Here is a 14,303-nt window from a genome sequence, read left to right as displayed (position 1 = left end):
CCTAAAAAGAGGGGTTTTACTTCGGTTTTTTTATTGATATATGTAAATTCACTTCATATTAGTAAGCAATATTATGAATCCTTTAGTCTCCAAGATAAGTTTATATGTTTCCTCTACATAACTATGTATAATAAAAACAAAGAGGTGGTCATTTTGAAATTAATCGCACTAGATATGGATGGTACATTACTATCATCTAATCTCGAGATCTCCAAAGAAAATTTAAGAGCTATTCGCACTGCTCAAGCAGCTGGTCATGTTGTAATGATCTGTTCTGGTCGTGCAAAGGAAGATGCTTTAAAACTATTGGAAGAATATCAGTTATCACTTCCAGTTGGAGCAAGCAATGGGGCAATTGTTTATGTCGATGGAAAAGTAATTAACTCTCGTTGTTTACAAAGTGATAAAGTATATAAGCTTGCTAAATTATTAGAATCTGAAGGCTTTCCATATAAACTGTACACAAATAAAGGAGTGTATTCTCCTTATAATTGGAAAGAACGAGTGATGAATACATTCGAAGAAAATAAGCATGCGCTGGATGTTACAATTGAAGAACTTGAACGAATTACAGAAAAGCAAAAAAAATCTAACTTAATTACTGATTTCCAAAAAATCGAAGATGTCGTAAATAATCCAGAGTTAGAAATCTCGAAATTCTTTATTTTAACGTTTGATGCTGGGCATCGTTCGCAACTACTACAATCGTTACAAGAAGATAAAGAAATTATGGTCACAGCGTCAGCTCCGACCAATTTAGAAATTATGGACAAGCATGGTCATAAAGGAAATGGATTGCAGGAAATGGCATCTTATTTCAACATTCCTATTCAAGACACGGTTGCAATTGGTGACAACTTTAATGATGTACCAATGCTAGAAGTAGCTGGTCTATCTGTTGCGATGGGAAATGCTGAAGAAGATGTAAAAAAATTATGTGATGTTGTTACATTAACAAATGACGAACATGGTGTTGCACATGCAATTGAGCAGTACGTATTAAAGCAACCTTCATCAAGTAAATAAAATAAGGACTCTTTCATAATTTGAAAGAGTCCTTTTCTTTTACACATGATGACAAGATGCCCTCCTCCAGTATCCCAAAATTCCGGTATAGTTTTCTTACAAATATCCGTTTCCACAATCATTCCTAAATACATAATTCCGATTTCCGTTCATAAGTGCTCCACAACACTTAAATTATGCGGAATGATTAAAAAGTAATTCTATTATTCAGTGACCAAGCATAGAATACTAACAAACTACCAAAAAGGGGGCGAAAGTATGGACAAACTATTCCAATATGTCTTGCACTATGTTGTATTAACACTCATAATAGTCGGGGCATTATTACTATTCCCGTTCTTCCCAAAGTTCGTCCTCTTTTTAGTATTCTTCTTTATGCTCGGGATTGCGATTATCATATCTATGAGAGAAGACAATACACAAAAAGAAAGCAGAGTTCAGCGTGTTAAGCTGTAAACTCTGCTTTTTTTCAATCATAACGTATTCTTGTTAAACCGATCACGAAGAATACAACAGCAAATAACATGAGTATACCAACATATCCTACTATATCTGTCAGTGTCCCGCCCCTTGCAATTAATTCGGTAAATCCGCGCATTGCCCAAGTTTGAGGAATAAAGTTCGCTGCAGTTTGCATCCATTCTGGTTCTATTTCAATTGGCCAGTAAAGACCACTGATCATACACGTTGAAATAACCACGATGTTACCTAATGCTGACTGCTGCTCCGTTGTTTTCACGATACTTGCTAATAATAGTGCTAAACCAATGACCGCTAGCAATAACGCTGAGACAAGTATGATTATCCCGAGTAGATTTCCCCACTGTACATCGAACAAAACATTCGTTAGTACCATTAAAGTTCCAAATTGAATCCATCCAATTAAAAAGAAGGAGAGTATATATCCCCCAAGTATTTGAGCCTTTGAAACAGGCGTTCCTAATAAACGATACCAAACGCCAAGTTGTCTTGATTTTAAAATTGTTCCTGTCGCACTTAGCATCACAATCATTACAAAAAGAATAGAAAACCCTGTTGCTCGCCCTGTTACGTTATTCAGCTTTTTCCCCTCGGGTACAATGGATTCCTTTTGAAGTGAAACTGGTTCTGCCTTTGCATGAATTGTTTCATACATCTTTTCCCAAGACATTCCACCTTTTTTCTCCGAATCCCTTGCTGCCGCTACTTCTATTTCCATCTTTTTCATTACACCTTGTAATACTTGCTCTACAGAAGCTCCTCCCGTGAAATCAGCACTTGATTGGAATTTAACCTTCTCTATCTTCCCGTCCGTCATACTCTTTTGAAATTCTTTTGGAATTGTCACAATACCTGAGGACTTCTTATTTTCGATTTTTTGTTTCGCTTCTTCGTACGTTACCTTTTCTATAGAAATTAAATCACTTTTCTTTATTTCCTCATAATAGGAGTTGGATAATGTAGACCCATCTTGGTCTACTAAACTAATATTTACTTTCTCGTTTCCGCTTCCACCTAAAAGTCCGCCAAAAATGAGTGTGAAAATAATCGGCATCCCGAACATGAGTATATAGCTTTGTGGCTTAATTAAGATTTGTTTTAACTCTAACCAGCAGAGCGCCCAAACTTTCTTCATGATTTTTCCTCCTATCTCGTACGCAAACGGAAGGTTCCGATGATAACGGAAACAATACCCGCACTAGATAAACTTAATATAACTGGAAGTAACGAATACCACGATGTACCCGACATAATGTTTAAAAAACTTGTAAGTGCCCATTTATTCGGAGCAATGTTAGCAATTGTTTGAAGGGTATCTGGAAATGCATAGATTGGTAACATCGATCCTCCTAATATGGCTAACAGCTGAATTCCAATTCCCCCCATTAAATCCGCCGTTTTTTCCTCACGAATAAACGCTGCGATGAGCATAGATAAACCAGAAACACAAATTGCATAAGCGATTCCTACTACTACAATTTGTGAAATATTGTCCCCCCAGTCCACATGAAATGCGTAATGAGTAGCAACTACAAATACTCCAAATTGAATACAAGCAAATAGTAATGTGCCTAAAAATTTACCTAATAAAATAGCAAAAGGACTAGTCGCTGTACTTAATAGCCTTGTTAATGTTTCAGTTCGTTGCTCTGTCACAATAGATTTTGCGCCTACTGTTATGTTATATAATAAAAACATAACTAACATTGCTGCAGCATAATATTGCATCGCAGCCACCGTTTTTTTGCCGACTGTTCCTTTTTCCATTCCATCCGCATTTGAAGTCGCCACTGTTTGTAAATTAGCACTTACCTCTTTTGCAGCCTGTTCCATATTTTCTGGCTGTGATTTTGCTAAATCTGTTACGACATTTTTTGTAGAGACGGCAACTGTTTGAGCACGCTCTGAAAAGGAACGAATAATCGATTCGGCGATTTTTGCTTGTATATCTTTTGATGGATCTGTAATCAGTTTTGGTTCTTTTAATTTTCCATCCTGTATATGTTCACTCCACCCATTCGGAATCATAATTCCAACATCAATTTTCTGTTTCTTAACCATATCCTCTAGCTCTTTTTGTGAGTTTACTACTTCTACTTTTACATCATCTTTTATTTCCTTTGATTGCAATACATCCTTTTGAAACATATTTGCAAACTCATCTGTTCCTTCTTGATAATAACCAATTACCGTTTTAGGTAATCCTCCGTTATCGAATATGTTACTTAGTGCTGATCCTAAAATAGCTGTTAATAGGAGTGGCATAAGTAACATCATCATAAATCCACGCCGATCTATTAAACGAATTTTTAAATCTTTCCATGCAATAATAAAACTTTTCATGAGTTCCTAACCTCCTTAATCACGAAGTGAACGTCCTGTTAACTGTAAAAAGAGAGCTTCTAAATTTGGTTCTTGTACTTCAAGCTTTAAAATTTGCACATAATTTTCTACAACTACCGAAACAACCATGCCAATAGCTTCTCCATTCTTCAGTCCAATATCAAGCGTATTTGTATCCTCATCGATGATAATCCGTTCTACAGTGGGTATGCCTTTTATTTTCTGCAGTAACTCCTCGCTATAACGATTCAGTTGTAACTTCACCATAAAGCCATCAGCAAGACGATTACATAATTCCGTTTTCGTTCCCAATGCAATTACCTTTCCATGATCAACAATCGCAATTCGTTCACATAAATACTCCACTTCTTCCATGTAATGGCTCGTATAAATGACCGTCATGCCTTTTTCATTTAATCCTTTTACCGTCTCTAAAATATGATTCCGTGATTGTGGGTCAATCCCAACTGTTGGTTCATCCATAATTAATAACTCCGGTTCATGCATAAGTGCTGCACCAATGTTAATTCGGCGTTTCATTCCACCTGAAAATGTTTCAATTTTGTCCTTTGCACGATCTTGTAAACCAACATATGCTAATACCTCATCTGCTCGTTTCTTTGCAATAGCTCCACTTAAACCATACATTTTCCCCCAAAAGATTAAATTTTCTTTCGCTGAAAGCGTAGGATATAAAGCAATATCTTGCGGGACAATACCGATCTTCCTTTTCGCATCTAATGGATATTCTTTTACAGATTTCCCCCCGACTTTTATATCACCGCCATCATATGGAATAAGCCCACAAATCATTGATATCGTCGTCGACTTTCCTGCACCGTTTGGACCAAGCAAACCAAATGTTTCTCCTTTCTTAACTTCAAAAGATACATTCTTTACAACTTCCTTCTTCCCAAACGACTTTGTAATATGATCTACGACTAACATGTCGATTCAGCCCCTTTGCATTAATCTACAATTTCATTGTAAAAAAATATCCTCTTTCTTCCATCACCCTTAAGATAGAAATGAAAAATAAAAAAGCAGCATAATTTGCTGCTTTTTTATTTTTCTCTATGCCAAAAGTCATGTGTATGTTGTAATACCGTATCTTACCGCATATATAGCTGCTTGTGTCCGATCCCTCAGCTCCAGCTTACTAATTAAGTTGGAAACGTGGTTTTTTACAGTTCCCTCTGTAATAAACAATTTCTCAGCAATTTCTTTATTATTTAATCCAAGGCCTATTTCCCTTAATACATCTCTTTCACGCTCTGTTAGTTGCTCCATTTGCTTTGGCTGACTTTTTTCTGATATTTCTACTGCTTTTGTTCTTTTTAGTTCCTTCACAATTTGTGCTGTTATATCCTGCGGAAGAACGGCTCCTCCTCCATGAACTGTCAATATTGCTTGAACAATTGCGTCCGTCTCCATATCTTTTAATAAATAACCGCTCGCTCCTTGTTCCAATGCTTCAAAAATAAGTTCGCTATCATTAAATGTCGTCAGCATAAGAACCTTCATATTAGGAAACTTTCCCCTTATTAAACGAGTTCCTTCAACGCCATTTATACGAGGCATTCGAATATCCATCAAAATAATTTCAGGTTGTAATTGTTCTGCTCTTTGAACTACTTCATCCCCATCACTTGCTGTGCCCACCACTTCAAGTTCTGAACGTAAATTTAATAGCATTGCTAAACCATCGCGAATAAGTGATTGATCATCAACGATCATAATACGAATCATATCTTTCCTCCTATTACCCACGTCTTTTCCTTAAGTGGAAACTCAATCTGTAATTGAAACCCCTTCTGCTTTTCACTCTCAAATCGAATCATTCCACCATGTTCCTCTACACGTTCTTTCATATTCATTAACCCAAAGCCAGGACTCAGTTCATTTACACCAATGCCATTATCCGTAATCGATAGCATCACTTTCTCATCTAAGCACAATAAGCTAACTTCACATAAACTAGCCTTTCCATGGCGCTTTGCATTTGTTAATGACTCTTGCATAATACGCAACAAGGTAGGTTGTAATGACAACGGGATTATAATTGGATCCCCTTGTAAATGAAAGGTTACTTGTACTTTTGTTACCTTTGAAAATTCATTTAACATTTCTTTCATATTTTCTATTATGTTTCCTAAATCTTTTTCTTCCTTCAACGCACGGACTGAAGCCCTTACCTCTTGAAGAGATTTTCTAGCTAATTCATGACATGTATGTAAAACTTCTTCTGTGGCATCTGACTTTTGCTTCCATAAAGCCTCTGCAAGCTGCAATTGAACAAGTAAAGCCGTCATATTATGACCAACTGTGTCATGAATTTCTCGGGCAATATCGTTCCTCTCTCGGACTGTAGTTAGTTCTTCTACTTCTTTCGCATAAAGCTGTAATTGTTCATGCGCTTCTTTTAGAGCTATATGTGATAATGTCAATTTTTCATATTGATCGTCAACAGTTTGGCGGGCTACTGTCAACTTTTTAATTAAGTTCCCGGCTAAAGCACTGAAGACAACGAACATAAAATTAATAGCATTACTATCAACTTCTATCTTTCCGGTATATTGATACGTATATAGTAAAATAGCAAACCAGCATAAAAAGAAAAAACTCACAAAAAAATATACGACTGCTTTCCGCCACGTATGAATAAATATTCCTACAGCATCAATCCCAAATATAATTAAATACAAACATGTCTCGGGAAATAAAAAGCCTAATAATGCTGTAACTATCCCATTTGAAAGGAATACATAAAATGCACGCCTTCTCCCTTGATGTGGTTGGATAAGTAAAAAATGATTTATAACATACATTAAACATGCAATACCAACAAATATTTTTAAATTTTCTGTTTCACGTGAAACATGATTTATATATACCATGCAAATCATAACAATCGTAATGAGACGCGCATACCCTAACATCAAATTCTCCTCGCATTTTTGAAATATTGTTTTACATCATACCAACATGTAAAAAATCGTTTTCACAATATAATGGCAAGAAAATTATACCATTTTCATCTCAAGTTAACGTGTATTAATAGAAAAACAAGTCACCTCCACATCGCCTAAGAGGATGACTTGTTTTTCTTTCATCTATTCCATCATACTATCTAATCGATTATATAATTCCGCCCGTAATCGTTCTTTTTCTGTTTTTTCTTTATATAACCGTTCTAACTTTTCAACATTTCTTGTTTCTTCCATTGTACACTCCAGCGCATATATATCTTCTTCTATATACATAAGCTTATCTTCAATTTCTTCTATACCAATAGATTCCTTCTTTTTTACATTCATTACTTTCATTTTTGGAACCTCTTGTTGTTTCACTTCTTCCTTCTCTATTCTCTCTGCCCATTTCTGACGTGCCCATGCATAATTCCCCGCAAATTCAAACAATGTATGCTCATCGATCCAATATGTTTTCTCAAACAACTTATTTAAAAAGTAACGGTCGTGTGAAACAGCAAGAATGGTTCCATTATATTGTTCGAGAGCTTCTTCCAGCACTTCCCTTGATTCAATATCAAGATGGTTTGTGGGCTCATCTAACACAAGGAAATTTATATCTTGATACATAAGCTGCGCCAACCGTAATCTCATTCGTTCACCACCGCTAAGCTGATTGACCTTTTTAAAAACGGCTGGACCATAAAATAAAAACCGAGCTAATATGTGCCGAGCCTCTCCTTCTGTTACAGCCACATGCTCCCTGAAGGCTTCCAATACATTGGTTTTTCCGTTTCCATAAGCATGCTGCGATAAATAACCGACTTTCACACCACTACCGATTCGAATCTCACCAGTATCTGATTTCATTTCCTCTAATAATAATTTTAATAAGGTTGTTTTTCCTGTACCATTACGCCCAACAATAGCTGCACGCTCTTGAAAACGAACATGTAAATTTACTCCTCGGAATAAAGTTCGATCCGCAAAACTTTTGCCCACTTCCTTCATTACGACAACATCTTTTCCACTTCTCTCTTGTCCTTCAAATTGAAGTCCCATCTGCTTTCTTTCTAAAATTGGCTTTTTTAACTTCTCCATTCGTTCTAATGCACGTTCCATATTTCTAGCCCGTTTATGCAATCCTTCATTCGGAGGGTTCGCTTGATTTGCCCATTCCCTTAAACGTTTAATTGCTTCTTTCATTTTCTTTATTTTCTTTTGTTGTTCTTGATAAGATTGGAACTCTTGAAGTAATCTTTCTTCCTTCTCCTTCACAAACTGTGAGTAGTTCGTATGATATACATGAATTTCTCCGTCTTCCAAGTCAAAAATTTTCGTAACGACTTCATCAAGAAAATAACGATCATGTGAGATCACAACAACTGTCCCTGTATACTCTTTCAAAAATTGTTCGAGCCATTCTACTGCAAATAAATCTAAATGATTTGTCGGTTCATCTAATAGCAGTAAATCTGGTTTCTTAAGCAGCATATAAGCAAGGCTTACTTTCGTCTGCTCTCCGCCACTCAGCTCAGCAAAAATTCGAGAAAATAGCTCTGTTACTTGTAAACCATTTGCTACCTTCATGATGTTTGCTTCTATTTCATAACCACCTAAAAACGCAAATTGTTCCTGTACGACTCCATATTTCTCCATTAATTTTTGTAAATCAGCTAGCTCTTGTTCTTCTGCCATACGTTTCTCTAAACTACGCATTTCTGTTTCTAATTCTTTCTCTTTTGCAAAAGCAGAGCTTAATACATCATATACAGTCGTTTCATCAGCAAACTTTGGAATTTGTGCTACATGACCAATACGTATCCCTTTCTTCATATGAATTGCTCCAGCATCTACACTCTCAATTCCTGTTAACAGCTGAAAAATTGTTGTCTTTCCGCTACCATTTCGGCCAACCAATCCAATACGTTCGCCATTCTTTATTTCAAGCGATATAGTTTCAAATATGATGTTCCCACCAAAAGATTTCGTTACATTGTTCACACTACAAATTGTCATTTTCCGTACTCCTTTCAACGTAAAAAACCATGAGGAAAGAAACTTTCCCCATGGTTTTTGGCATAGAAAAAGGAAGCAAAATAGCTCCCTTTTCACACGTCTTATAAAATGGGTGAAGAGATTTCTATCGTTCAATAGCTACTATGCAATTGCTAAAAAAGGGCATACGTATCCCGTTAGAAACCACACCATGAAAAATTGCACGACAAAAATAGATAAAGTCTAAAAATTTTGCGTGCGCAGCTAAAGAACGTTTCATCTCATTCACTCCTTTCGTACGGAATTTGATACTTACTTCTTTATTATACTTCCCCATTTAATGTTTGAATAGTCATTTTTCTGAAAATAATGAAGATAGACTAAACATTTCACCAAATTACATCCCATCTTACAAAACTGTTATGTTCACGTAATGGAAAGCGATAGTACATAATGACGCCTCCTTATACAATAAAGATGTAAACAAGAGATACACAAAAGGAGGAAACAATCATGATGAAAGAAATCGTAAAGGCAATCTTCGAGGTGTTAGTAAACGGACAAGCAGTTGTAAAAGAACTTAATCAACTATAAAAGGAGGAATAAAAATGATGAACATGGTAAAAATGATTCTCCACGCTTTAATTGATGCAAAAGCAGTTAGCCAAGAATTAAACGAACAATAAAAAAGGGGGAAATAAATATGAAGAAAGCCATCTTTACAATTGTAGGTACAATCTTTGCCTTACATGCACTGAAAAACAGAAAAAAGAAACAGCATGAAACGACTCTATATGATCCATACACATTATTACAGAAAAAATAAAAGACAAGATACCCATGTACAATTAGGATATCTTGTCTTTTGTTTTTTCTATTAGAAATTGTTGTTCTACAATCTTTTTATAATACACATGATGTTTCATTAATTCTTCATGTGTACCAGTTCCTGTGATACTTCCGTTCTCCAACACAAGAATGTTATCGGCTTGTATGACTGTTGATAAGCGATGCGCAATAACGCATGTCGTTCTACTCGCAAATACATTTTCAATCGCCCTTTGTATTTTCACTTCGGATTCCGAATCTAGACTTGCCGTTGCTTCATCTAATAATAGGAATTCTGTGTCACGTAAAAGGGCCCGCGCAATAGCAATTCGCTGTTTTTGACCACCAGATAATTGATTTCCACGCTCTCCAACCTCTGTTTCATATCCATCAGGAAATTCAATGATAAATTCATGTGCATTCGCAAGCTTTGCTGCCTGAATGACCTCTTCTTGCGAAACAGTACGTTTCATACCATATGTAATATTTTCTGTAATTGTCCCAGATAATACAGGAGCCGCTTGAGCAACATAACTAAAATGCTTTCGCCATGCTTCTATATTCATGCCACAATAAGAATTTCCATTTAATAAAACATCTCCATCTGTTGGCCCATAAAATCGTTCCATCAACGAAAAGATTGTACTCTTCCCTGCACCACTTGGTCCCACAAGTGCTGTTGTTGTACCTTTTTTCACTGTAAATGAAATATTTTTTAAAATTGGACTTTGCTCATTGTAATGAAAACTTACATTTTGAAATGTTAATGTTTCTGGTACATCAACTTTTTGTGAAAGAGAAACATGTTCTTCTTCTTTTTCATGCAATATTTGAAATAGGCGCCGTGTAGAGCCTTTTGCCTCTTGAAAACTCGTTACAAACTGGTTCATTTGTACAAATGGCATTAAAATTTGAAACAGATATAAAATAAACGCTACTAATTCACCAGATGAAATATATCCTCGATCAACTCGCCAAACGCCAAACCCTACAACACTCATTAACACTACTAATGTACACATTCCTAAGATTGGACCTAAAACGGATTTGATTTTGGCCTGCTTCATCCCATATTGAAATAAATTTTGAAATTTATGCTGGCCCCTTTTATATTCAATTCCTTCCGCATTATACGATTTAATTAGTTTGATTTCACCTAATGTCTGTGATAAAAATGCCGTTAGCTCCGACATTTGCTTCTGTTCTCGATCAGATAAGTCAGCAAGCTTTTTTCCAAGCGGTAAAACAACCAATAAAGTAATAGGCACAGCCGACAATAAAACAAGTGTCATCGGAACGTCTAATATAAATAAGATAATAATGGATACAACGATTGATAATACATTGGTAATAAGTTGGACAATTTCATCAGAAATTAACGTCATTAATACTGTTGTATCATTCGTTACGCGGCTTACCATCTCACCAGATTGATTTTTATCGTAATATCCTACCGGAAGGCTTAATAATTTTCCCCATACTTTCTCTCTTATCGTCCGTACAATTCCTTCTCCAACTCGAGACAGCATATACATAGAACTAGCTTCGCTTAGAAACTCAACTAGCAATAATCCAGCGATCAATCCTAACATCGAAAAGGAGAAGGTGTTTGAAAATCCTTCCATTAATTCTTTAATTAAGAGCGGGATACCTAGTCCAGCAATTGTTGATAGTATTGAAAAAAACAACCCTATTGTAAATAATTTTTTTGACGGATTAGCAGTCCGCCATATATCACGAAATGATACATTTTTCTGTTCTTCCATCTTCTAACTCCTTTTCCCTCTATTCCCTGTACCACTATACAGGATTTTCCTTTCCTTTTCACGAATATATTAGACGGGAATTTTACATATAGGGGGATTAAAAATGTTCTTAGTAATGGTAAACTACATCAAACCACTCGAAGAAATTGAACAATACCTAAAAGAACACATTCAATTTTTAGATCACTATTATGCGCAAGAGAAGTTTATTTTTTCCGTTCGCCGCAATCCACGTACCGGTGGGCTCATTTTGATGAACTTAAATTCTAAAGAAGAAATCCAGCAGATCATTAAGGAAGATCCATTCCATATATATGGAATGGCTGAATATGAAATTATTGAATTTACACCGACAAAATATGATGCAAATTTTGCACCGTTTGTAAGATAGAAATTCACATATATTTTTAAAGGGGCATATACGAATGGATACACAACAACTTTATTTTTTAAATGATATTGGCAAGCAAAAACCAGAGAGCATCCGTAATAAAAATACAGCTTGTCCTTTTTGCGATACGGAAAACCTCACTGACATTTTAGAAACGGAAGACTCTATTATCTGGTTGAAAAATAAATTTCCAACATTGAAAGATACGTTTCAAACTGTTCTTATAGAAACAGATAATTGTGATGATCATATTGCGACCTATACACCTAAACACATGCAAAAGTTAATTCGTTTCTCGATTAAACATTGGCTCGCTTTAGAAAATAGTAATGAATTTACTTCTGTTATTTTATATAAAAATCATGGTCCATTTTCAGGTGGAAGTTTACATCATGCACATATGCAAATTATTGGAATGAAATATGTAGACTACCGAGAAAATGTAACACCTGAACACTTTCAAGGCGTAATCGTACAAAAAGATGAGCAAATTGAACTTAATATTTCTACACGTCCAATTATCGGTTTTACTGAATTTAATATTGTCATTGAGGATATAAAATCCATTGACATAATGGCACATTATATTCAACAAACTGTGCGTTACATATTAACAGATTTTCATAAGGGGTGTAGCAGCTATAATTTATTCTTCTATCATTTTGAGGGTAAAATGATTTGTAAGGTTGTTCCACGTTTCGTTGTTTCACCATTATATGTTGGATATAAAATCCCACAAGTTTCTACAAAGTTAGAAGATGTAAAACAGCAACTTGAACGATATTTTACAAATGAAATGGAACTTTTTATAGAAAAATAGAGTAGGTGTCCTAACACCTACTCTTTTACTACTCCTTTATTTCGATAATATACGTTCTTTAGCCCTTCGTTATACTTCATATTTTTATCAGTCCACTCCGGCCCTAAATTACCTGGCCAACCAGACGTATTTGCTATATATTTTAGTAATTCAAAATCAGTCAAACCTTTTTGCACACCTCTTTTATACCCTTCCGCCAAATGCGGCATTGCAATTTGAGCGTTTGTACGCGGATCCTTTAATTGTTCATCCGTGAAATGGTCCGGTGCGAGTCCACCACCGCGATGTAATTGAAACAATCCAAACGAAGTGCCATTATCTCCAACACTCTTTGGATTCAAACGACTTTCATGTTCAGCAATTGTAAGAGGTATCCATTCAGGAAGATTTACTTTCTTTGCTTCCTCTGTAATAATTTGTTTCATCTGTTTTGCTTCTTCTGGATTAACATAACTTGCCTGTTTTATTACTCTTTCCATTCCTTCAGATTCACCTTGAAAATACAAATATATTCCAAGAACAACTAGAAATCCTACAAAGAATTTTTTCACTACCCCTACCTCTTTCTCTGCTGAAATTTGTCCCCTTTCAGCTCTTCCTTTACAATTACCTGCATTCTATTATTCTCTTGCTCTTCAATCATATCAAATAATCAGGCCTTTTCGCATCCTGCTTTAGACTGATTTCATGAAAAATACATGGTAAAACTGTCTGGGAAATGTAATATCCCCTTCTCATACTTGGAATGAGCGTGATCGTTTTTCTTTCATTAATAAGACGTGCAAAACGAATGGAATCATAAAATGAAACTTTAAATAATGGAATTTTCTTCAGCTCCCACCTAAATTTTAAAGTGGAAGTATGATTACCGACAAATAGCGTTATAAAATCGAACTGTATTCTGATATATCCGCTCTGCAACCTTATCTATAGGCATGTTTTTTATTAGGCTTATTTCTTTCAACACATCTTTAATCATATTTGGATGTGTCATGATATCCTCTTGAAATTTCCAAGGGCCATCTGTTTCAACCATCATATATTCTAGCGGATAAAACGAGACAATCTTTCGAATTTTCTCCTTCTGCACAATATCGGGTGTAATGGAAATATAGTAACCATTTTGAACCATTCTCTCCATCGTTTTTTTGCTTCCCTTAAACCAATGAAAATGTGCACGTGAAATCTCATATTTTTCAAGTAAATCACATACTATATCAGCATCTTCATAAACTGCATGCAGTACAATAGGTAAATCGTACTTCCTAGCTAAAGCCATAAATTTCTCTAATACCTCTATATAAAGTTCTAATGGAAGATCTCTCTTTTCTTGCCTTAAATAATATGGCAGACCAACTTCGCCTATAGCAACAAGATGCTCTATATTCGCTTCAATTAATTTGTAAATTTGTTCGCATTCTTTTTTATTAATCGGTTGCTCCGGATGAAAACCAATTGCCGGATATACAAATTTATATTGTTCTGCTAAAGATAGTGTCTGTTGGCAAGAATGATAGTTCATTGATACCGCAATCAATCCATCAATCTCTGTACTTCTTTTCATATCATCAATTAGTTCCATTTGCTCTTCGCTCTTATATTGATCTAAATGTATATGACTATCAATCCATTTCATCCCTATCACCCCTTACATCTATATAAATCCATTTTCATTTTTCGAC

15 protein-coding genes are annotated in these 14,303 nt (G+C 35.4%); 5 read left to right on the top strand and 10 right to left on the bottom strand.

The annotated features are described in order from the left end of the window. Positions 1-153 precede the first annotated feature (153 nt). Complete coding sequence (locus V7183_RS09395; protein ID WP_369095856.1) at positions 154-1,026, top strand: Cof-type HAD-IIB family hydrolase; 873 nt, start codon at positions 154-156, stop codon at positions 1,024-1,026. Between the two features lie 258 nt (positions 1,027-1,284). Next, entirely contained in the window at positions 1,285-1,482 is a 198-nt protein-coding gene (locus V7183_RS09390) for a hypothetical protein (protein WP_097897789.1), read from the top strand. 13 nt (positions 1,483-1,495) lie between these two features. On the opposite strand, the gene V7183_RS09385 is transcribed toward V7183_RS09390, so the two are convergent. The 7 genes from V7183_RS09385 to V7183_RS09355 all read right to left on the bottom strand — a co-directional run bounded on the left by V7183_RS09385 (position 1,496) and on the right by V7183_RS09355 (position 9,096). Further along, positions 1,496-2,641: an ABC transporter permease gene (locus tag V7183_RS09385; protein WP_335359304.1), complete on the bottom strand. Its 1,146-nt coding sequence runs from the start codon at positions 2,639-2,641 to the stop codon at positions 1,496-1,498. 11 nt (positions 2,642-2,652) lie between these two features. Continuing rightward, positions 2,653-3,849 (bottom strand): ABC transporter permease, encoded by a 1,197-nt coding sequence (locus V7183_RS09380; RefSeq protein ID WP_335359303.1) that lies wholly within the window; start codon positions 3,847-3,849, stop codon positions 2,653-2,655. 15 nt (positions 3,850-3,864) lie between these two features. Further along, positions 3,865-4,797: an ABC transporter ATP-binding protein gene (locus tag V7183_RS09375; protein WP_097897792.1), complete on the bottom strand. Its 933-nt coding sequence runs from the start codon at positions 4,795-4,797 to the stop codon at positions 3,865-3,867. A gap of 138 nt (positions 4,798-4,935) precedes the next feature. After that, the gene (locus tag V7183_RS09370) at positions 4,936-5,598 is read right to left on the bottom strand and encodes a response regulator transcription factor (protein ID WP_335359302.1); all 663 of its coding nucleotides are present in this window, start codon (positions 5,596-5,598) and stop codon (positions 4,936-4,938) included. Beyond that, on the bottom strand, positions 5,595-6,788 hold the full coding sequence (locus V7183_RS09365) for a sensor histidine kinase (protein WP_097897794.1): 1,194 nt from the start codon (positions 6,786-6,788) through the stop codon (positions 5,595-5,597). Before V7183_RS09365 ends, V7183_RS09370 begins: the two co-directional genes overlap by 4 nt. 174 nt (positions 6,789-6,962) lie before the next feature. Then, the gene (abc-f, locus tag V7183_RS09360; RefSeq protein WP_335359301.1) at positions 6,963-8,837 is read right to left on the bottom strand and encodes a ribosomal protection-like ABC-F family protein; all 1,875 of its coding nucleotides are present in this window, start codon (positions 8,835-8,837) and stop codon (positions 6,963-6,965) included. 124 nt (positions 8,838-8,961) lie between these two features. Continuing rightward, on the bottom strand, positions 8,962-9,096 hold the full coding sequence (locus tag V7183_RS09355; protein ID WP_335359300.1) for an RAxF-45 family protein: 135 nt from the start codon (positions 9,094-9,096) through the stop codon (positions 8,962-8,964). A gap of 423 nt (positions 9,097-9,519) precedes the next feature. On the opposite strand from V7183_RS09355, the gene V7183_RS09350 reads away from it, so the two are divergent. Next, the gene (locus tag V7183_RS09350; RefSeq protein WP_438825163.1) at positions 9,520-9,642 is read left to right on the top strand and encodes a spore coat protein B; all 123 of its coding nucleotides are present in this window, start codon (positions 9,520-9,522) and stop codon (positions 9,640-9,642) included. 22 nt (positions 9,643-9,664) lie between these two features. Here V7183_RS09350 and V7183_RS09345 read toward each other — a convergent pair whose 3' ends face one another. Beyond that, positions 9,665-11,410: an ABC transporter ATP-binding protein gene (locus V7183_RS09345; protein WP_335359299.1), complete on the bottom strand. Its 1,746-nt coding sequence runs from the start codon at positions 11,408-11,410 to the stop codon at positions 9,665-9,667. A gap of 103 nt (positions 11,411-11,513) precedes the next feature. Here V7183_RS09345 and V7183_RS09340 point away from each other — a divergent pair, with 103 nt between their 5' ends. Together V7183_RS09340 and V7183_RS09335 are read left to right on the top strand one after the other, a co-directional pair. Continuing rightward, entirely contained in the window at positions 11,514-11,801 is a 288-nt protein-coding gene (locus V7183_RS09340; protein ID WP_335359298.1) for a YciI family protein, read from the top strand. 34 nt (positions 11,802-11,835) lie between these two features. After that, positions 11,836-12,621, top strand: coding sequence for a DUF4931 domain-containing protein (locus V7183_RS09335; RefSeq protein ID WP_335359297.1), 786 nt, complete (start codon positions 11,836-11,838; stop codon positions 12,619-12,621). 17 nt (positions 12,622-12,638) lie between these two features. Here the strand turns inward: V7183_RS09335 and V7183_RS09330 are convergent, their stop codons facing one another. Both V7183_RS09330 and V7183_RS09325 read right to left on the bottom strand, forming a co-directional pair. Continuing rightward, entirely contained in the window at positions 12,639-13,172 is a 534-nt protein-coding gene (locus V7183_RS09330) for a transglycosylase SLT domain-containing protein (protein WP_335359296.1), read from the bottom strand. 314 nt (positions 13,173-13,486) lie between these two features. After that, on the bottom strand, positions 13,487-14,257 hold the full coding sequence (locus V7183_RS09325; protein WP_097894875.1) for a TatD family hydrolase: 771 nt from the start codon (positions 14,255-14,257) through the stop codon (positions 13,487-13,489). Between the last annotated feature and the right edge of the window lie 46 nt (positions 14,258-14,303).

The organism is Bacillus sp. JJ1127, assembly GCF_036965845.1.
In the GTDB taxonomy this organism is placed as follows: Bacteria; Bacillota; Bacilli; order Bacillales; family Bacillaceae_G; genus Bacillus_A.
The sequence above is the reverse complement of the archived record's forward strand: the minus strand, read 5'-3'. Positions and strand labels throughout refer to the sequence as shown.